Here is a 19,670-nt window from a genome sequence, read left to right on the forward strand (position 1 = left end):
GTGTGATCTAGGCATTGATCTTCGAAGAAATGAGACAAATTTGAGGAGAAAATGTGAAGAAGTCCAGAACCTAAGATGCTGTTTTTATGTAAATGGATGGTAAATAACTTTAACGAATAGTCAACACGTGGCAACAATGGCGTTACCCAAGTATTTTTTGGGGTTTAGTTTTGACTAGAATACTGTCTCAAGAATGATTAGATGTTTATGCACTTCCTTTTTCGAAACATTGCTTATTTAGTGATAACTGATTGAATATGGGTCAGGAAGTGATTGGTGTGTGCGCATAGTGGCATAAATATAGGCATTCGAATCAAAATGCATAAATAATGGGTTTACACCATGCAAACTGCACATTAGTATACGCAGCACCACGGAGAGATGGCTGAGTGGTTGAAAGCACCGGTCTTGAAAACCGGCATACGTTAATAGCGTATCTAGGGTTCAAATCCCTATCTCTCCGCCATATTAGAAAAGGCCGCTGAACTATCAGCGGCCTTTTTGCTTTCTATGCCGGTTGAGTAAACGACCCCCCGAAAATTGATTGAAATTATTCCTCATCCTTGCAATTCATTTCGAGTGATACCTCTTTTGGGAGTGTGCGAAAACCGTTTTTCTGATTTGTTATGGCAATGCTAAGGGTTTGATTCTTAAAATTAAGAAACTCAATCAAGCTTAGGCTTTGCAAAAAGTAGTACGAAGCCCTCGCATTCAGGAAAAGGATGATCTGAATGACTCACTACTCCAGCGTGCTAAAAACACTCTTTGTTTTAATGTGCGCAGCGACCCTTGGCGCGTGCAATAACGATGGAAAAGGAAATCTGGTGATTTCTGACCTTCAGGCTGAAAATCACAAAACGCAATATGGTGAAGAAGTTACCATCACCTATACCTTCCAATCTACCGGTTACTCAAGCGGAGAAACTGACGTTCAATTTGTTCTTGTTCATGGGGATGAAACCGAGACGTTCAGTGAAAATGAAACTGAAATTTCGGAATATCACATTGTGGGGTTACAAACCCTTCAACTGAAGAACGGCATTTCTAGAGAGACGGTAACTTTTAATGTGCCAGAAAGTGTCACCGGTGGTCAGTACGAACTCATTGCACACGTGGATCCTGAAAACCTCATCGATGAGCTCAATGAAAACGACAACGCACCTCATCCTGATGATGAAAAAGATCAATATCATCACGTAGTTTTAGATATTGAAGGCCCACCTGACCATGATCATCACCTACAAAATCTTTCCCTTGGAATTAAGCAGTTAATTCTGGACTCTCCAACATCTTGGCAAGACGGAGATGAACATCGTTCAGACATAGTCGGTCATATTGATGTGAGATATTACGGCGAGCACTCAGACGCTGTTTCGTTGATTGGTGAAGTTGAAATTAACGGAAATTGGGAGCCTTTAAGCTTTTGGGGTGCCACCACTTCGAGCTACCAAAAGAATCTGGTCGTTGATTTATCACTTTCGGACCATGCTAATCATATAGGTTTCGATTTGGTGCTTGATGAAGCACATATCACCGATCTTTGGAGCACTTACAATGTCAGTGCAGAAAATAATGTTAACTTCCGACTCTCGGTTAATGACAGTGGGACAGACCTTGTAGAAGCGGACGAAAGTAATAACCACGTTGACTTCTCACTGCCACTCTATTTCTTCACTGCGACAGACGCTACACCTGCATCTTATGCACCAGAATCAAATTATTTGGATTCCATTGCACCTGCTGCTGGTATTGGTGCGATTAACTATGAAAAGAATTTTGACGCATCCTACGGTGATACCAGTAAGTTCGCCGTGACAGTCGAGCTATATGGCAAACTGGCGTTAGTGCCTTTGGTTGACCCCGGTGCTGTCATATCTGGCACTGGGGATGTGTCTGCTTACTTTTTCAACGCAGAAAATACCCTTTTTGGTGTCAGTTTTGATGGTAGTGCATATGCAAGTGGAACTAACACTGGCTATGCCACAGAAATGGTTATCTTCAACGCTACCATTTTGGAAGACGAGTACTACACCAGTAGTTACAGCAAAACTTGGGAGAAAAGCTGGGAAGAGGAAAAAGTGCTTGCGAGTGCGCGTTTTTCCATAGGACCAGTGCCCATGTCTGTTGAGGCTGGTGTAAGCGGAAGCTTGGGCTTGGAAATGGAAGTGGGTTACAACGCAGAGCTAACGGGTGGTGGAGACCTATTCAGCGTAGACTTTGGTGCGTTTGGCAGGGGAGGGATAGACCTTCTTATCGCCTCTGGTGGCGTGCAGGCAATCTTTAACCTTATCGAAAATACCTTTTCTATGGAGTCTACTGCTGGATTTGACTTGGGCAGCAACCCCAACATTTACTACAGCATAACCCTTCAAGATGCGATCGACGTAATTTCTGGTAAGTTCGGTCTCTATGCAGACTTGCGTGGTATTAAATGGTGTAAAAAGTGGTTTATCCCGTATCCATGCGGCTCTAAAACAACAAGATACAGTCTTTGGTTATACCAAACTCCAAGTGTGTTTGAGAAAACCTGGACCTTGCTATCCAAATCTGGGCAAGTCGATTTATGAGTGTTTTAACTTTCCTCTTTGCCGGGGCTACATTGGCTGGGGACTGTGCTCCCCAGTACCAGTTTGAGATCGAGACGGAATCTACCTTTGCGATGGTATCACCTACCCCAGATAAGCTTCTTATGAAGGGGGTGTTAACGCTAAAGCCTGCTACGTTGCATGGAGATGAGTGGTGGGCGATCAAGGCGGATAATGTGATTCTGCGAAGTCGTGGAATCAGTGCAACAGACCCGCGTTTTGAGAACCCATTTGCGTTTAAACGTGCGAAAGATGGGCAAATCACTGAGTTTTGGTTTCCTCAAAGCGTCAAGCGTGAGGACAAAGATAAACTGAAAGGGTTGGCTTACTACTTCCAGTATGCGCAAAGTGCTGCACCAATGACCCGTGTAGAGAAAGATTCGCTAGGCAAGTACCGAGTGAATTACCAGCAAGCAGATAACTCGCTGGTTTTTCAAAAGAAGGCTTACAGCCTAGGAGGAAAAGCTAAAGGGACTGCTTTTACCAACGCAACAATCACTGCTTCTAATCACAGTGTGATTCCCACAGAGTGTTGGTTTGATAAAAGAGAGGGCAGTGAATCACTGTCTTTTTCTGGAAATGCTGAAGAGTTCAACTTCGATACCCAGCAATCTTACTCGCTGATAAAGCAGAATGCGGCGCATTCCACTGCACTGTTAGGGCTACCTTCTGATTTATCATCGTGGCCTGATGCCAAACAAGAAGTACTGGACAAAAACCAACTCGCCGCACTTCACATAGAAATGCTCAAATATCTTAGCGAAAGTGATATTTTGGCGTTGGATGGCTTTCATTTAGCGGAAAAACTCAGGTATTTCGATGATGTTATCGCAGACTTGCCGGATAGTTTTAACAAGCTTGGTCTTAATGATGATGCTCAGATGAGATTGTTCAATGCATTAGGTCAGCTTGACAGTACAAACAGCCAACTTGCATTAGCCTCGTTTCTTTCGCATTCAGAGAGTGATGAAAACACACAGTTTCGCGCCCTGCGTGCATTAGCAAATGGCAGCAATGAGTTGGGCGACAGCGCATGGCTTTCAATGCAGAAATTGATTGAAGATCCAACGCCTCTGGGTGATCTTGCTGGTAGCTTTATCATGACACTTGGTGTGATGCTTGAAAGCAGAGAGAGGAATGAAAATACAGAAGCATTGGAAGATACTTTGCTAACACTGTTGGGTGGGAGCAGTGAAGAGAATGTGAAGTCCAGTGTATTAACGGCGCTCGGGAACAGTAATAACGATGCATTTGTAGAAGAAGTGGCAAGTTACAGCGTTAGCGATTCCGCCCGTCTTCGTAAGTCGGCAGCGAGAGCATTAGGTCGCTTCGAATCAGACGAGGCATACCAAGCCTTAACATTCATGGTTGAGCGAGAAGGCTCTGCTACTGTTCAAAGCCAAGTGCTGGAATCCTTGGCTGAGTTTGATATAGATGCGGACACGAGAGCGCAGGTTTTCCTCTTCGCTAAGGACTCAGATAATGATGAGGTGCGCTTTTCTGCCATCAAGGCGTTATCAGAACAAACCTATGATGGAAAAGAAACGGAGCTGAGATCGCTATTGGGAAATGAAACTTCACGGCGCAACTTTACCGCTATTGTGAGAGCCCTTCATCCATAATACCAATCGTAGTAAATATCTGCTCATCCTAGCTTGTTAAAATGCTCGATAACTGTGTTGGAAAATTTGACTGTAGAATAACTACTTATCGAAATTTCCCGCCTTGTTCTCGAGCATTTTTCCTGCGCTATTTCTGTTCACCTACTTGCTATGATTGGTATAAAACCATCCCCGCACGAAGCGGGGATTGTGTTAGCCGATGAACGTCAGCGTCGTCTGCAAAATGATGAGGTTGACGATGTCAATGAAGAACGCGCCTACAATGGGTACTACCATAAAAGCTTGTGGAGATGGGCCGAAGCGGTTCACTACCGAACCCATATTCATCACCGCCGTCGGTGTTGCGCCGAGGCCAAACCCACAATGTCCACTGGAGATAACCGCGGCATCATAGTTTCTACCCATCACACGATACGTGACGAAGTAAGAAAACAGCGCCAGCATCAAAGACTGCACCATCAGAATCGCCAGAAATGGCAGCGCTAGGTCGAGAATATTCCAAAGTTTCAGGCTCATTAGCGCCATAGCAAGGAACAGTGCCAGTGAAACCGTACCCAAAATATCAACGGTTTCCACATCCAGCTTTTCTACTTTAGTCACTTCGAGAACGTTGGTAATGACTACGCCGATAAACAGGGCATAAACAAAGTCAGGGATCATTAGCCAGCTGATTTCAAAACTGCTGACCCACTGCTCGAGATACTTTGCGCCTGTCACACAGATCAACAATACAAACAGGGTTTCGATGACTTTTTTTGCAGTGACTTTGTCCTGCTCATTCTCGTTATAAGTGACCAGTTCAGGGAATTGCTCATGAGTATTGTTGGTGTTGCCGTACTGGGATTTGAGTTTGTTCTTTTCAACCAGACGTTGAGCAACCGGACTGCCAATAATGCCGCCCATCACCAAGCCAAAAGTGGCTGATGCCATGGCAATCTCGAGGACATTCTCCAAGCCATAAACATCCTGGAAGGTTTGAGACCATGCTGCACCCGTGCCATGACCACCTGAAAGGGTAATGGAGCCGGCAATCAAGCCCATCAGCGGATCGAGCCCCAGCGCTGTTGCCATCGAAATACCAATGCCGTTCTGCAGCACGATATACAGCGAAGCAACACCGAGGAAAATAAAGACCTTTGCGCCGCCTTTGAGGAGTTGTGTGTAGTTCGCCGCCAGTCCAACGGTCGCAAAGAACATCAGCATAAAGGTGTGCTGAAGCGGAAGATGAAATTCCAGCTCAATACCATTGAAGTGCAGTGCTGTAATTGCACCAGCCACCACTAAGCCTCCGACAATGGGTTCAGGGATATTGAACTTCTTAAATACGGATACGCGGGCGTTAATAAAGTGTCCAAGGAACAGCACGAAAATCGCAATCAGGAAGGATTCGAGTGCGCCAACGGAAATGAGTTGATTCATAAAGCCTCTGTGTTCTCATCATCTTCCATAATGAGTGAGAGTCTTCGTTCTAGCGCGCTTTGGAGAGAGTATTTGACTAAATCTGGTGGCGGTATCCATAACCGCAAGCGCTAGCCAGCTTAAAACAGGGCGACGTTATCTCATATTGTTGAATAGAATGACAAGTCTATCCGAGAAAATATTCACACCCCTCCACAAGTGATGAGAACGTGCCGCTAAGCCATGTTGACGTTGTCAGCAAAAGCCGGGCGATGTTGAAATTTGCGCCCGGCTTAATAAGGTCTTGAGTCAATTAATGTTTATGAGGAATAAGACCAGCAATCATCATGGTATGAGATGCGAGCTTTTGGCATTTGGTTGAACTGGCGCAGCTTTCTAGGGCTGTTTTGTCACTGCCTTTGGTGTAGATAATGTTGCCGTTTTTAATCGTCGTCATCACAGAGATGTTCGCCAGTTTCATCGGGTCGATGGTGAGAGGGTTATCTGAAAGTAAAACCAAATCGGCGACTTTGCCTACTTCAATCGAGCCTTTGGTGTCTTCCTCAAAATGCTGATACGCAGACCAGATGGTTTGTGCTTTGAGCGCTGTCATGGCGGATACGCGCTGATCTTTACCTAAAATACGGCCACTTCGTGTAATGCGGTTAACTGTTGCAGAGTAAACCCGCATCGAGTCTGGGAAAGCGACGGGCGCGTCATGATGTGAGGTGAAAATCATGTCTCTGTCCAGCGCCCAGCCCGTGGGCGATATATTTTCTGCGCGTTCATCACCCAGCACTGATTGTGCATGCCAATCACCCCAATAGAAGGTGTGCATGGGGAAAAAAGAAGGGATCACATTGAGGTCTTTGAAGGCTTGAACCTGATCTTCACGGGCAGTTTGCGCGTGAATCGCCACGAATCGGCGTTCTTTTGCGCCGTATTTGGCCGTTGCATTTTTCACAGCGCGGATGTATTGGTCAATCGATGCATCACCATTCGCGTGGGTTAGCAGTTGCCAGCCATTTTCCATCGCCATGCCGACATATTTCTCAGCTTCTTCATCAGACATGATGGGATAACCGCGATAATCTGCATTTTGCCCTTCTGGCGGGATCAGGTACGGCTTGGTCAGCCATGCGGTTTTCCCTTGTGGTGAGCCATCCAGTGTCAGTTTCACGCCACCGAGGCGAAAACCGTTGGTGTAGCTATTGCTGAGGTAAGGTGCTGTGAGGGTGTCAGTGCCGAGTTGAATGTCGGTGTAGGCCACTACATCAATAGGAAGCGGCTCTTGCTGGGCAATCTCGTACATGGTTTTGACACTGTCAGACATAGAGCGGCCTTCCTGCGCCGTGGTGTACCCATACTTGGCGTACAAATCCATCCCTGCGCGGAATAGCATTTCATTTTCGTCTGGGCTGATTTGCGTGAACAGTGGGATCAGAGCGCCAAAGAAAGCGGACTCTTCCAGCACGCCATTGGGTTCATCACTGTCTTTCACACGTCGAATCACGCCACCTGGTGGGTTCTTGCTGGTCGCCGTCAGTTTCATCATCTCCAGCGCTTTGCTGTTCATGACACCGATATGACCGGATTGGTGAATGATCAAGATGGGAACGTCTGTTGAGACTTTATCCAGGTCAAAGCGGGTTGGGTGAATTTGCTCTTTGAGCTGGGAATCGTCGTAGCCAAAGCCGATGATAAAGTCCTGCGCTTTGTTGACGGGGACTTCAGCCCATTTTCTCAGGGCTTGTTGAAGGCTTGCGATATCAGTCACAGGGCCATCAGGTGGTGACAACAAATTGGCTGATACAGCCTGTAAGCCTGTGTTCATTACGTGGCCGTGAGCATCAATAAAGCCGGGGATCATGGTCAAACCTTTTAAATCCACCACTTTGGTTTTGTCACCCTTTAGCCTGAGAATTTCTTCTGCTTCCCCTACGGCGAGTATTTTTCCTTTGAGGATGGCAACAGCCTCCGCCTCGGGTTGTTTATCATTGACCGTAATGACCTGAGCGTTGTGGTAAATGGTGTCGGCAAACGGTTTTGGTGGGCTGGTGGCTAAGACTGGAGCGGAAACAAACAGCGCTGAAAGGGCAGCGATTGAAGCTTTCATAGAGACTCCTCAGGAAAGACAAGACGGGCATAGCCCGTCTGTCATTCAGTGCGTTTGGGTATATAACCTGATTGAAATCAGTGTATGCCGTGTTTATCCCAAAAGTCGTCCAGATTTTGCATCATTTCCCTCTTGCGCTCTTCGGAGACGAAAGAAGCTTCAATGGCATTTCGGGTAAATTGTGCCAGCTGCTGAGGGCTGGGAGACAAAGCATTATTAAGGGCAATAAAATTGTCCGTCATATACCCACCGAAAAAGGCGGGATCATCGGAATTAACGGTCACGCAGAGCCCCTGATTCAGCAGGTTAAGGATGTTGTGGTCTGCCATCTTGTCAAACACGCGAAGCTTAATGTTCGAGAGTGGGCAAACGGTGAGGGGCATTCTAGATATCGCCAACTCTTTTACCAGTTCGGGATCGTCGCTGCTTTTCACACCATGATCAACGCGGCTGACATGCAAAAGATTAATCGCATCTCTGATGTTACTCGGAGGGCCTTCTTCCCCTGCATGCGCGACAGTTTTCAACCCCAGTGCTCGCGCTTCAGCAAATACACGTTGGAACTTCTCTGGTGGATGACCTACTTCGGAAGAGTCCAGTCCAACACCGACCAACCGATTTAAGTGAGGCTTCGCCATTTCCAATGTTTCAAAGGCTGCTTCTTCGGAAAGGTGGCGAAGAAAACACATGATCAGCTGGCTTGTAATGCCAAGTTCTTTCTCTCCTTGGCGAAGAGCGTGGTAGATGCCATTGATAGCCGTATCGAATGCAACCCCCCGGTCAGTGTGGGTTTGAGGATCAAAGAAGATTTCTGTGTGCATGACATTGTCGGCTTTACAACGCAGCAGATATGCCCAGGTCAGATCGAAGAAGTCGCGCTCGGTAATAAGTACATTGGCACCTTGATAATAAATATCGAGAAATGATTGCAAGTTTTGGAATTGATAGGCGCTTCTTGCTTCCTCAACGCTTGAATAGGGCGTGGAAATGCCATTTCTTTCGGCGAGTTCAAACATCAACTCGGGTTCAAGTGAACCTTCAATATGCAGATGCAACTCCACCTTAGGCAAGCATCGGATAAACTTTTCCATCGTCTTCTCCCTGTTCGTAACTTATTGAAAGGTATATATCTGTAGGGCTAATTTTTGAGAATGGAATGCTGTATGGATCTAAACTAGTTGGTGTTGACTCATCGGTCAAATTTTGGAATTCGCAATACGGTAGCTTGTCATAAGTTCACAAAAATGCCGCCACTGTCGGGCGGCATTTTTGCAAGGAAAGGAAGCTTAACCGATGAACTTAGTCATAAAATTCTGCACGTTGCTCAGGCTCGAAATTGCCATGATGACAACAATCGCCGCACCTGTCAGGGTCAGGTAAATAGGGTGTTTGTAATCCCCTACGATGTCTTTACGCCGTGTCGCTGTCAGCACAAACCCCAGTACCACAGGCAGGATGATGCTGTTTACCAAGCCAGCAAGCATCAGTAGCAGGATTGGCATGTTCATCAGCACAGTACCAACGCTGGTAATGATGATGAAGCCACAGCACCAGGCTTTTTCGTTACGGGCAACCACAGGGAACAGTGTTTTGATCAGTGAGATAGCCATGTAGGAGTTACCCACCACCGAGGTGATAGACGCGACGAACAGCACCAGACCAAAGATAAAGTAACCGACTTCGCCCGCGCCTTGGCGAAATGCGTCCGCGGCTGGGTTTGCAGTGTCCAGCACTGCACCAGCAGCAATCACACCAAACACAGCCATGAAAAGCAGAATGCGGATAACGACAGCGATGGAGATACCTGCCCAGGCAGCTTTGTTGATGTGCTCAACGTTCTCTTTTCCTTGCAGGCCGATATCAACCAAACGTTGTGCGCCGGTGTAATAACCTCCCACAGCGCCACCAACAATCGTCAGTGTCGGAAGCAAAAGGCTGCCCATATCTGTTGGCATCACCGCAGCGGATAAGGTTTCCCCCATAGGAGGAAGGCTGGTCATCGCCACGTAGGCGATCAACACAATCATGAAGAGGCCAAGGTAGCGCGCCATCTGATCCATACGTTTTGATGCGTTATGAACGACAAACAACAGACAGCCGACAACACCGGTAAACAATGCACCCCAAGTGGTATCCACACCAGTCAGCACGTTGATGCCAAGCGCAGCACCACTGACGTTACCGAAGTTGAATGCCACGGCACCTAACGCCAGCAGAATACCGATGAAGTAGCCTGCACCCGGCGCGATTTTGTTCGCGATATCTTGGATACGAAGGCCTGAAACACCCACGATTCGCCACAGGTTCATCACGATACCGAAGGTGATAAACATGGAAGCAAATACAGGGAAAGCCATGTCGATTTTATAGATGTTGGTGAAAACAGCGGTTTGCGTCAGAAAGCCGGGGCCAACTGAAGTGGTAGCCATTAAGAATGCGACGCTGAAAATGGCTTTGGATTGTCAGTTGGCGTTGAGTTGGGTGTGTGCTTTTGCGGTCATGCCGGGTTCCGATTTTGTTGTCTTCCTATTTATTAAAAAAAGAAAAACAACTGACCGGGATCAGCTGATAGAGAGCCGTTAAGCTCTTGAAAAGACGAGCCTTGGTAAGCTCTCTTTTTGCTGGGCGCGGATGCTAATGGCAACCTACTTTCAAGTCAATCATTAAACCGCAAATAGTTTGCGGTTTTTTCATCTTGGTTTTCGATGGTGACTTTTGTGACCAGAAATGTATTCCGGCATACCTAATTCTTTATGCATATGGTACCTTGATAAAAAGTGACGAATCGTCAAAAATTATGAAAGAGGATAAATCATGGATGGAATACCCAGTTTCACTGAGCTTTATCGTTATTCGGATAATGCCTACTTTGCAGATAACTACACCAAAGAAATAGATTATCAGGGCGAATCTGCCATGGAGATTTATCTCCGGGTGATGAACAGCACACCGGATTGGGTGAACAAGCTGATGAAAATCCGCAACGAAGTGGTTTCGAGAATGGGCTTAAAACACCTTGGTAATCTCGATGACTTTTACCCAAAGAAAACGGCGGATGACTATCAGGTGGGCGATAAAGTCGGCATTTTCGAAATGATCTACAAATCTCACTCAGAAGTGATCATGGAAGACAGAGATAAACATCTGGATGTGAAGCTGTCATTCTTTGTTGAACCTCACGGTGACAAAGCGTTGGTGACGGCGAGCTCTGTTGTTCACGTTAAAAATACCCTCGGAAAGGTATATATGTTCTTTGTTGGGCCAGTACATAAAATCATCGTGCCAGCGACACTCAAGAAGCTCTGATGTGACAATTGATACGAAGCATAATATCTTTCAAGCCATCTATTGGTTATCAGGATATGCATTGTGCTTCGATTCCTTCCTTCACTAAAACACTTTTCGCTCGTTGCTGCTTTAGCGCTTTTCTTCGGCTCAGTAACAAGCTCTCACGCTTTAACTCCTGAAAGCTGTGATATTGATGTCTCTGACCTCAACCTGCGCTATGACAACCGTCTCGACTACCAAAACAAAAACATTCCTACCGATTTCTTCCTGTTGGTTTACTCCAATTCGCCGGGCTTTTGTAAAGCGATGAAGCGAAAAGGTCGTGAAAATTCCGTCCGCTTTCAATGTGACTCTGGGAATGACTTTGGCTGGGTTGTCCATGGCCTTTGGGGAGAGTCAGAAAAGGCTTATCAATCAGGCAACAATAAAGGACATCCGAGATTCTGCAAGGGCGACTTAGCGCCATTGCCACTGGAAACCATCAAGCCATATCTTTGTATGAGCCCAGGCACACGTCTGTTGCAAGGCCAGTGGGAAAAGCATGGAGCTTGCGACTTTGATACGGCAGAAGAATACTTCGATAAAACGCTAGAGCTTGCGAAGCAATTTGAGTTGCCGCCGGCCAATCTCAATGCCAAAAAAGCGATCCGCTGGATGCGTGATAACAATCCTGAGCTTAAAGACACTTGGCTGCATCAAAGCCGACATGAATTTGGGATCTGCTTTGATAAGGCATTCAACTTAATGTCTTGTCCGAGAAAACGCTAAACGGGCTTTTCGGCGGCATCGCTATCGTCGGCTTTGTTGTTGGCTTTAGCGATGTCGTCGAGCAACTCATTAATCTTCTCTGCTTCTTCAACCGAGGCTCCATCTAACAACGCTTCCTGCAATAGGCTGTTAATCCGCTCTTTCCTCAAAATAAACAAGTCATGCAGTGAATAAGCGACTTCCAAGCGCCGTTTAGGGAACTGCTCAATCAAGTGGCGTAGCATGTCACCACCTTTTTTCGGATAGGCGAGCACGATGTTCTTCGCCACGTCATGTGCGTTCAACGAAGAACCTTGTAGAGCGAGTCGGATCAAAATCCCCGGATCGGATGGATTCTGGCCCAACGCAGCGATGAGAAGTTTTAGCTCTGGGTTGGCTTTGTCGATGTCCTTGAAATCCATCATTGGGTCATAATCACTCGAACTCCCCATAGGTTGCACGTTGACCTTGAAGGAAGAGGCCGCTGGCAATGTTTCTGTGCGAACAAACAGCTTACGTGCCATCAGGAAAACAAAGACGAAAATATGAACCGAAATGATGTAGTAGTAGAGCCAGACGACGTCGAACTCATTCATCAGGAAACTCGCCACAATCGGGCCAATGACACCACCGACGCCCAGTAAAATTTGCATCGTACTGGTGGCGGGCATCGCTTCTTTTTGTTCAATGTGGTCAAACACTTGAGTAACAGCAAGTGGGAAAAGTGCCACGCCTGAACCACCTGATACCCAAAACAGCACGGCCAACAATTCGATCGGATAAGGGTAAAAGTTATCAAGCACTATCAAGCTGTTGCTGATGATCCCCATCAACATCAAACCTGATGCTACGACACGTTTATCGTAGCGATCGGCCAGCCACCCGGTTGGAAACTGAGTGAGCAAACCGCCCATTTGGTAAGAACCCAGGATCAGTGATAGCCAGATACCAGAGATCCCTTTGCTGTAAGCGTAAAGAGAGATAAGTGAAACGCTGGCTGCATTAATCAACCCGGCACAGAAACAAGCCAGTGTGCCTGAAGGGGAGTATTGCCAGAGCTTTTTAAGAGAAATCGGTGTCGCGCGTTTGGGTAATTCCGGTGCCGGTAAACGGCTCATTGACATGATGATGAGGGAAACACAAAGGAATACCGAAATCACCCCAAACAGCCGCGGGTCGTTTTCGTTAAATGCGCTGAAAAGAAAGGGAGCGGTGCCGAATCCAATCGCAAAACAGATCTGGTAGGTGCCGTAAACTCGGCCTCGGTTACTTCGATCACTCAGTACATTGAGCCAACTTTCGAGCGTGATAAATGACGTGACATAGCAGAAGCCTGCAATCGCGCGCAGGGCGGCGGTAACAACAATATCGGTCGTGTAGCTATGAACAACAGACACAATCGACAGGGTTGCCGCCATGGAGGCAAACGCGCGAATGTGTCCGGCACGGAGCACTGCTCGGGAACCAAACAACCCGGCACAAATTGCGCCTACAGCAAACATACTCATTGCCAGACCAATATCGGCAGTCGGGTAGCCGTTTTCCTTCATGCGGATAGGTAGCATGACGAAAAAGAGGTTGTGGCTGATAGCAAACCCAAATATCGTGAAGAGGATGGGTCGTATCCGTATGAATATATTTGCTTTCATGTCCGTATATGCCCAGTAGTGTCAGCTCCAAAAAAAAATGAATTGGAGCTTTGTTATGCGTGGTTTAAAGAGCAAAAAAATGAAGTTTTTATGAGGGTTTTCTATCAAACCGGCCCTGAGCTTCAAAAATGCGTGTTAGCCTAAAAATGTTACCACTGAGAGAACGTGGAAATGAGAGAACTCAAAGGCTTTCACTGCTGGCTCTCGTAAATCCGACATGTTTCTTATTCATGAATGAGTATGGTCTAGTTTTGCTAAATCTGAGGGAATGAATCATGGAAAGATTTCGCGTATCCAACCAATTAGAGCACATGAATATCGACCTCATTCATCAGGTGATATCAGAGTCCTACTGGGCGAAAGACATTCCAAAAGCGACGTTAGAAAAGGCGCTGGCACATTCTCTCTGTTTTGGTGTGTTTGATGAAAACGACACGCAGGTAGCGTTTGCCAGGATGATCACTGACCGGGCGACATTTGCCTATTTGGGAGATGTTTTTGTGGTGGGAGAGCGTCAAGGTGAGGGGATTGCTAGAGTATTGATGGATAGCATTGTGGCACATCCTGACCTACAAGGTCTTCGTCGGACCATGCTGGCAACCCGTGATGCACATGGGTTATATGAAAAGTATGGTTTTACGCCGATTGCCAATCCTGACTCGTTAATGCAGATATGGCATCCTGACATATATAAATGAAACGCGATCAGTGATTGCTAATATCCTGAAGTGCACGAGTTTAAAGGAATAAGAATGACAGCGATAAGAAAATTCAAACAGGAAGATGAATATGGCGTGCTTAAAATATTCTTAGCAGAAGAACAGGTGAAATTTACGGCTTCACCAGAGAATTTCATCAGTGATATTGATGAAAACATCATTCGCTTTTTGATTATCCAAGACGATCTCATTGTTGGCTACTTCAAGATTGATACTGCTTTTAATTCCGAAATCGTTGGCGAAGGGAATACAGGGGTAGGGCTTCGAAGTTTTGCTATTGATTATCGCTACCAAGGAAAGGGGATCGGTAAAAAGGCGGTCTCATTATTGGCAGATTCCGTTTCCCTCGAGTTTCCTGATGTCTCTTGGCTCTATCTGACGGTGAATTGTAAAAACTCGGTTGCTTATCAGACATACCTTAAAGGAGGCTTTGAAGATACAGGATCGCTTTATCACGGTGGTCCAGTGGGACCTCAACATGTGATGAAGCTAATGTTGCGTAGATAAAGCCGCTTGGACAGACAAGATCTTGGGCTCAGTCCGAAAGGCTGTGCAAGTGTAAAATGCATATATTTATTGCTGGATTGAATTAAAATGTCTTTTTATGTTTATCTTTCCTGTTGAACCAGTCACTTTGGGCTATATTAATTCATGCCGTGTTTAAATAAATAATTAAATTCGGTGTTAATTATGTTTCTTTACAATCATGTCTTATCTTTATAAACCCCGACCTTGAGGCGGGAATTTATTTTAATTGTTGTTCATCTCTCTTTTACTTAATAAATTGTGACACCCCTTCATTTAACAAAAAATTGACCAAATGAGTTTTTTGAAAATTAACACGCTGAGTGTTTGACTGATGACGTCAATTAAAAAGGACGACAAAAATGAAAACATTCAACGTTAGTGGTAAAAAATTTGTAGTGATTGCAATGAGTGCAGCACTACTAACAGGCTTTGCAGGCTGTGAAGATCCAAGATGGGTTGCAAACAAAGTCAGTAAAGCGATGAAAGAGAAAAACCTGTTTGATCATCTGGAAGCGCTCGAAGCAGCTGCCATTCCAACACCAGATGGCAATTCTATTACCCGTGCAGCGGGTACCGATGGTTATGCAAATTCTGCTGACTACATTAAGCAGACGCTAGAAAAACATGGCTATGAGGTAACACTGCAGGAATTTGATTTCCGCAGTTGGGTTGAGCTTGATGGCACCACCCTCAGCGTTAATGGGCAACAACTTGTACATGTCCGTGATGCGACAGATGACATTCCAGCAGATTACGCCGCCATGTCCTACTCTGGCAGTTCAGATGGTGCAATCAGCGCCGATATTGCTTTTGTAACTCCCGATTTTAATTTTGAATCACCAGATTATGACGACACCGATGGCTGTGAGGCATCGGATTTTGACGGCGTCGATGTGACAGGCAAAGTTGCCGTTATTCAACGTGGTGGCTGTACGTTTGATTCAAAAGTGGTCAACGCCGAAAATGCCGGTGCAGTCGGTGTTATCGTATTTAATCAGGGTAACAACGATGGCCGTAAGAGCGTGGTGAACGGTACTTTGGGTAGCGACTCAGAAGCCACCATTCCAGCGTTTGGAGCACGCTATGACCTCGGTAAAGAATGGTATGACGCGTTGGAGTCAGGTGCGATTACCGCAGCACTTTCTGTTCAAACCGAAGACGAAATTGTGGTGACGGAAAACTTATTGGCTGAAACCAAAGCAGGCGACCCAGATCAGATTGTCATGGTTGGTGCGCATTTGGACTCAGTCCAAGAAGGGCCTGGTATTCAAGACAATGGTTCAGGTTCAGCTGGGATTCTTGAATATGCTATCCGCCTTAAGAAGAAAATGAAGCGACTGCCAGTCACCCAGAAAAACAAAGTACGTTTTGCTTGGTGGGCGGCAGAAGAAGCGGGTCTTGTGGGTTCTGAATATTACACCGGAGAAGTATTCGGAGCCTACTACGCGGATGCGCAAGCACAAATCATGGAAGAGTTGGGTATCACGGATCCAAGCGAACTGACGGATGAGCAGTATGAGCTTATCGAAGCACGTTACTTGGAAATCAATCCGATTAAGATGTACCTCAACTTCGATATGATCGCGTCTCCAAACTACATCTACGGTGTGATGGATGGCGACTTGTCAGACACCAAAGACAGCCCTGATAACGCGTACCCAGGTGACTTTGAGCCACCGGAAGGCACAGGCCATATTGAAGGTTTGTTCAACGAGTTCTTTACTGATAAAGGCGAAGTGACGGTTCCTCAGGCGTTGTCAAAACGTTCAGACTATTCAGGCTTTGCAGATTGGGGCATCGCATTTGGTGGCTTGTTTACCGGTGCAGAGAAAACCAAATCAGCCGAAGAAGTTGAGCAGTTTGGCGGTGAAGTGGATGTTGCCTACGACAAGTGTTATCACCAAGCGTGTGATGACATCAACAACGTGAACAATGTTGCAATGGAAATGAACTCCCGTGCACTGGCTTACGTGGCAACCTTCTATGCGATGAGTGAAGATTTGTATGCTGATGACAAGAACCAACAGGATGCAGCACCAGAAACTCGCACACTGAGGACACTGGCAGTTCATGATGACCATGAGCACGAACATCGTATCGGGGAGAAGATCAAGTCAGCCTCACGTGAAGTGGCAGACCACGGACACTTCCACGGTGATTTCGACCAAGATCGTAAGTAACACAATGACTTATACAAAAGGGAGCCGTTTGGCTCCCTTTTTTATTCGTTTTGCTGCCTGATGTCTGCAGGGGTCAGGCCCATTTCTCGCACCAGGGCGCGACTTAGTGTCCGTCCAGAAGTAAAACCGAGAGAGAGCGCGATTTTGTCGATGGGGTCATTGGTGTATTTCAAAGCGTTGTAGGCCTTTAAGCGACGCCAGTGGCTAAGATAGGCGATGGGTGCCATACCCAACGCATCTTGAAAATGGCGAACCAGTGTCGCTTTCGACATACCGACGTGTCTTCCAATCTCTTCTAGTGTCCAGTCTTTACCGGGCTCGCGATGCATCAGCATCAAGGCTTCATGGATGCGTTTATCCTTTACTGCTTTGATGAAACTAAAACTTTCAGTAGTCTCGTTTAAATAGTGAGACAAAAGCTTTAAAAACAATGCTTCTGAAAGTTTGTCGACAATAGGGTTTTCCCTGTATCCATGCTCCGAAATTTCTTTGTCGATGGATATCACGAGTCGCCAAATGGTTGTGTCGTGTCCAATATCCTTGATATGGATAACAGGGGGCAAAGCGTCAACAACCGGATGGCTGAGTCCGGCGTCGAACATGATGAGTCCACACATCAGTTTGTGGGTGGTAGGCCCTTCCTGAAACAGCGGTTTTCCCAGTTCGCAAGCGTCGATGGCGATGTCACTCAGGGTCTTTTTATTGTCAGGAGAGTCCGCTAACCAGTGCGCATCACCTCCCGGTAACAGAAACACATCCATCTCATTTGCGAGAAAAGGCTTATTGCTATCCAACCCTACAAAACAGTTTCCTTTGAGTGCGATATGAAAGCGTGGAAACGCGCGTTTCTCCAGTGCTATGCCCCAAGGTGCACTGAGGTCAGAACTGAAGAAAATGCTGCCTTTAAATCTAAGAGTTTCAAAGACATCGGATAGATAATTAAAGGTTTCTTCGCTTTTGATTCGTTGAGGCACCGTTCTGATTCCCTTAGTAACATCATGGCTATGTAATTTAGCTTAGACTAACGCAAGGTGTGCCAAGATGGTGCACCTCAACTGTACTAGAGGTGAGAAAATGGATGTAAAAAACACCAAGGCAGCACTACTAACTGTGGCTTCAATGATTATAGCTGGCGGTTTCGTTTCTACTTCGGCATTTGCCAAAGAGTATTTCACTGTCAAAGATGGTGAACTTCAGAGACCAACCGGCTACCGCGAGTGGGTGTATGTCGGTACGCCTGTGACACCGAATGATATGAACAACGGCAAAGCGGCTTTCCCAGAGCATCACAACGTTTACATTGATCCAGAAAGTTGGGCGGTGTGGAAAGAGAAGGGTGAGTTCAGAGATGGCACCATCATCATCAAAGAGCTCGTCAGTGTGGGAAGCAAGGCTGCAGTCAGTGGTAATGGTTATTTTCAGGGTGACTACATTGGCTTGGAAGCCACCATTAAAAGCAAAAGCCTGAACCCAGATGAGCCGGGTAACTGGTCTTACTATAGCTTTTCAACGCCTGACCATAGTGCGCTCACTGATACTGCGAAAGCTTTCCCAGCAGCAGCTTGTAACGCTTGTCACCAAGCAGCAGCGGCTGATGACTTTGTATTCACTCAGTACTACCCAGTGCTGCGTGCGGGCAAAGCGAAAGGTGAGGCAGCAAGCGGCGGACACAGCTCTAGCCTGAAATAATAAGAAAATAATGGAGTCATTTATGAAAAAGGCATTTCTTATCGGCTTGCTTGCCACTGGTACAGCGTTTAGTGCGCTTGCTGCGAACGATGCGTTTTCACCTTACGTGGATGAAAAAGGAAACATCAGCTTCCCTAACGATTTCCGAACCAATATGGTCCATTTAGGTTCTTGGTTTGTACCAGAGGGCGGCGCTAGCGGTTTCCATGGTGTGTACACCGAAAAAGAAACGGTGGAAGCGTTTCGAAAAAACGGCAAATTCCCAGATGGTGCAACGCTGGTTAAAGAGTTGCGTGCGCACAAAACCGGCAATTATACGACGGGCAGTGGCGTCAGCCATGAGACCGGCGATCTCAAACAGTGGTTTGTGATGGTGAAAGACGGTGAAGGCCGCTTTTCCGATAATGGCTCTTGGGGTGACGGTTGGGGTTGGGCATTGTTCAAAACCGATGACATGAACAAGAACGCCTCAGCAGATTACAAGACTGACTGTCTTGGCTGCCATGTTCCTGCCAAAGCCAATGATTGGATCTACACCGAAGCCTATCCGATTCTTGGCGAATAACAGAACAGGTTAATTGCACAATCCCTCGTAAAACAAAGCCAGCCAACGTGCTGGCTTTTTTATTCCTAGAGTTTTTATCTAACTTCCCCGGTATGTCGAATACCCATAGGGCGAGACCAACAGTGGGACGTGATAGTGCTGGTTATGGTCGGATACGCCGAAACGAATGACAATCTCATCAAGGAAAGGGATAGCGTCAAGCTGGGCGTTGGTATGTTGGAAATAAGAGGCTGTGGCAAACACCAGCTGGTATTGACCAGAAATAAGGTAACCTTCTTCGATGAGAGGTGTATCTGTTCTACCATCATCATTGGTGATGCTTGTGGTCACTGGATGTAGACCTTCTTCATCGATGCGGTACAGCGAGATTTTGACACCTTGTGCTGGCTTTCCCCTAGCGGTGTCGAGAACATGTGTGGTCAGTTTTCCCATTTCACCACCTCAATTTCAAAGGCTCTTGTCTTAACAAAAAATTAGCATTTGCTGCGTTGGCACCCCAACAAAAAATGATAAAACTTTGAGCAAGCGCCTAATTCAGTTGAACTTTTAGCATTTTTCAGCAGATAGGAGACTCGATGGAGAAA

General features: G+C 46.4%; 16 protein-coding genes and 1 tRNA gene. 10 read left to right on the forward strand and 7 right to left on the reverse strand.

Annotation, left to right across the window (positions count from 1 at the left end; genetic code table 11):
* The first annotated feature begins 375 nt into the window (after window positions 1-375).
* From G5S52_RS17555 to G5S52_RS17565, 3 genes are all read left to right on the forward strand, one after another.
* A tRNA-Ser gene (locus tag G5S52_RS17555) sits at window positions 376-466 on the forward strand.
* 265 nt (window positions 467-731) lie between these two features.
* Entirely contained in the window at window positions 732-2,567 is a 1,836-nt protein-coding gene (locus G5S52_RS17560; protein WP_165016809.1) for a CARDB domain-containing protein, read from the forward strand.
* Window positions 2,564-4,207, forward strand: a complete 1,644-nt coding sequence (locus G5S52_RS17565; RefSeq protein ID WP_165016812.1) for a HEAT repeat domain-containing protein — start codon at window positions 2,564-2,566, stop codon at window positions 4,205-4,207. Before G5S52_RS17560 ends, G5S52_RS17565 begins: the two co-directional genes overlap by 4 nt.
* Before the next feature lie 192 nt (window positions 4,208-4,399).
* Here G5S52_RS17565 and gltS read toward each other — a convergent pair whose 3' ends face one another.
* From gltS to G5S52_RS17585, 4 genes are all read right to left on the reverse strand, one after another.
* On the reverse strand, window positions 4,400-5,626 hold the full coding sequence (gltS, locus tag G5S52_RS17570) for a sodium/glutamate symporter (RefSeq protein ID WP_046306778.1): 1,227 nt from the start codon (window positions 5,624-5,626) through the stop codon (window positions 4,400-4,402).
* A 292-nt stretch (window positions 5,627-5,918) separates the two neighbouring features.
* Complete coding sequence (locus G5S52_RS17575; protein WP_165016815.1) at window positions 5,919-7,721, reverse strand: amidohydrolase; 1,803 nt, start codon at window positions 7,719-7,721, stop codon at window positions 5,919-5,921.
* Between the two features lie 77 nt (window positions 7,722-7,798).
* Window positions 7,799-8,812: an adenosine deaminase gene (locus G5S52_RS17580; protein WP_165016818.1), complete on the reverse strand. Its 1,014-nt coding sequence runs from the start codon at window positions 8,810-8,812 to the stop codon at window positions 7,799-7,801.
* Between the two features lie 195 nt (window positions 8,813-9,007).
* A complete protein-coding gene (locus G5S52_RS17585) occupies window positions 9,008-10,171 on the reverse strand; it encodes an NRAMP family divalent metal transporter (RefSeq protein ID WP_165016924.1) in 1,164 nt (387 codons plus the stop codon).
* Window positions 10,172-10,535: 364 nt separating this feature from the next.
* Here G5S52_RS17585 and G5S52_RS17590 point away from each other — a divergent pair, with 364 nt between their 5' ends.
* Together G5S52_RS17590 and G5S52_RS17595 are read left to right on the forward strand one after the other, a co-directional pair.
* A complete protein-coding gene (locus tag G5S52_RS17590; protein ID WP_165016839.1) occupies window positions 10,536-11,027 on the forward strand; it encodes a DUF2867 domain-containing protein in 492 nt (163 codons plus the stop codon).
* Window positions 11,028-11,090: 63 nt separating this feature from the next.
* Window positions 11,091-11,777 (forward strand): ribonuclease T2 family protein, encoded by a 687-nt coding sequence (locus tag G5S52_RS17595; RefSeq protein ID WP_165016842.1) that lies wholly within the window; start codon window positions 11,091-11,093, stop codon window positions 11,775-11,777.
* Here the strand turns inward: G5S52_RS17595 and G5S52_RS17600 are convergent.
* Window positions 11,774-13,405 (reverse strand): MFS transporter, encoded by a 1,632-nt coding sequence (locus G5S52_RS17600; protein WP_165016845.1) that lies wholly within the window; start codon window positions 13,403-13,405, stop codon window positions 11,774-11,776. The two genes, G5S52_RS17595 and G5S52_RS17600, sit on opposite strands and share 4 nt — an antisense overlap.
* 275 nt (window positions 13,406-13,680) lie before the next feature.
* Here G5S52_RS17600 and G5S52_RS17605 point away from each other — a divergent pair, with 275 nt between their 5' ends.
* From G5S52_RS17605 to G5S52_RS17615, 3 genes are all read left to right on the forward strand, one after another.
* Entirely contained in the window at window positions 13,681-14,103 is a 423-nt protein-coding gene (locus G5S52_RS17605; protein ID WP_165016848.1) for a GNAT family N-acetyltransferase, read from the forward strand.
* A gap of 54 nt (window positions 14,104-14,157) precedes the next feature.
* Window positions 14,158-14,631, forward strand: coding sequence for a GNAT family N-acetyltransferase (locus G5S52_RS17610; RefSeq protein ID WP_165016851.1), 474 nt, complete (start codon window positions 14,158-14,160; stop codon window positions 14,629-14,631).
* Between the two features lie 380 nt (window positions 14,632-15,011).
* Complete coding sequence (locus G5S52_RS17615) at window positions 15,012-16,832, forward strand: M28 family metallopeptidase (RefSeq protein WP_165016854.1); 1,821 nt, start codon at window positions 15,012-15,014, stop codon at window positions 16,830-16,832.
* A 41-nt stretch (window positions 16,833-16,873) separates the two neighbouring features.
* Here G5S52_RS17615 and G5S52_RS24375 read toward each other — a convergent pair whose 3' ends face one another.
* Complete coding sequence (locus tag G5S52_RS24375) at window positions 16,874-17,806, reverse strand: AraC family transcriptional regulator (RefSeq protein WP_165016857.1); 933 nt, start codon at window positions 17,804-17,806, stop codon at window positions 16,874-16,876.
* A 100-nt stretch (window positions 17,807-17,906) separates the two neighbouring features.
* Between G5S52_RS24375 and G5S52_RS17625 the strand changes: the two genes are divergently transcribed.
* Entirely contained in the window at window positions 17,907-18,521 is a 615-nt protein-coding gene (locus G5S52_RS17625) for a cytochrome P460 family protein (protein WP_002541337.1), read from the forward strand.
* A 22-nt stretch (window positions 18,522-18,543) separates the two neighbouring features.
* Entirely contained in the window at window positions 18,544-19,086 is a 543-nt protein-coding gene (locus G5S52_RS17630; RefSeq protein WP_165016860.1) for a cytochrome P460 family protein, read from the forward strand.
* Between the two features lie 78 nt (window positions 19,087-19,164).
* On the opposite strand, the gene uraH is transcribed toward G5S52_RS17630, so the two are convergent.
* Entirely contained in the window at window positions 19,165-19,518 is a 354-nt protein-coding gene (gene uraH, locus G5S52_RS17635; RefSeq protein ID WP_165016863.1) for a hydroxyisourate hydrolase, read from the reverse strand.
* Window positions 19,519-19,670: the final 152 nt, after the last annotated feature.

Origin of the sequence: Grimontia sedimenti (genome assembly GCF_011045095.1) — a bacterium.
Taxonomy (GTDB): domain Bacteria; phylum Pseudomonadota; class Gammaproteobacteria; order Enterobacterales; family Vibrionaceae; genus Enterovibrio; species Enterovibrio sedimenti.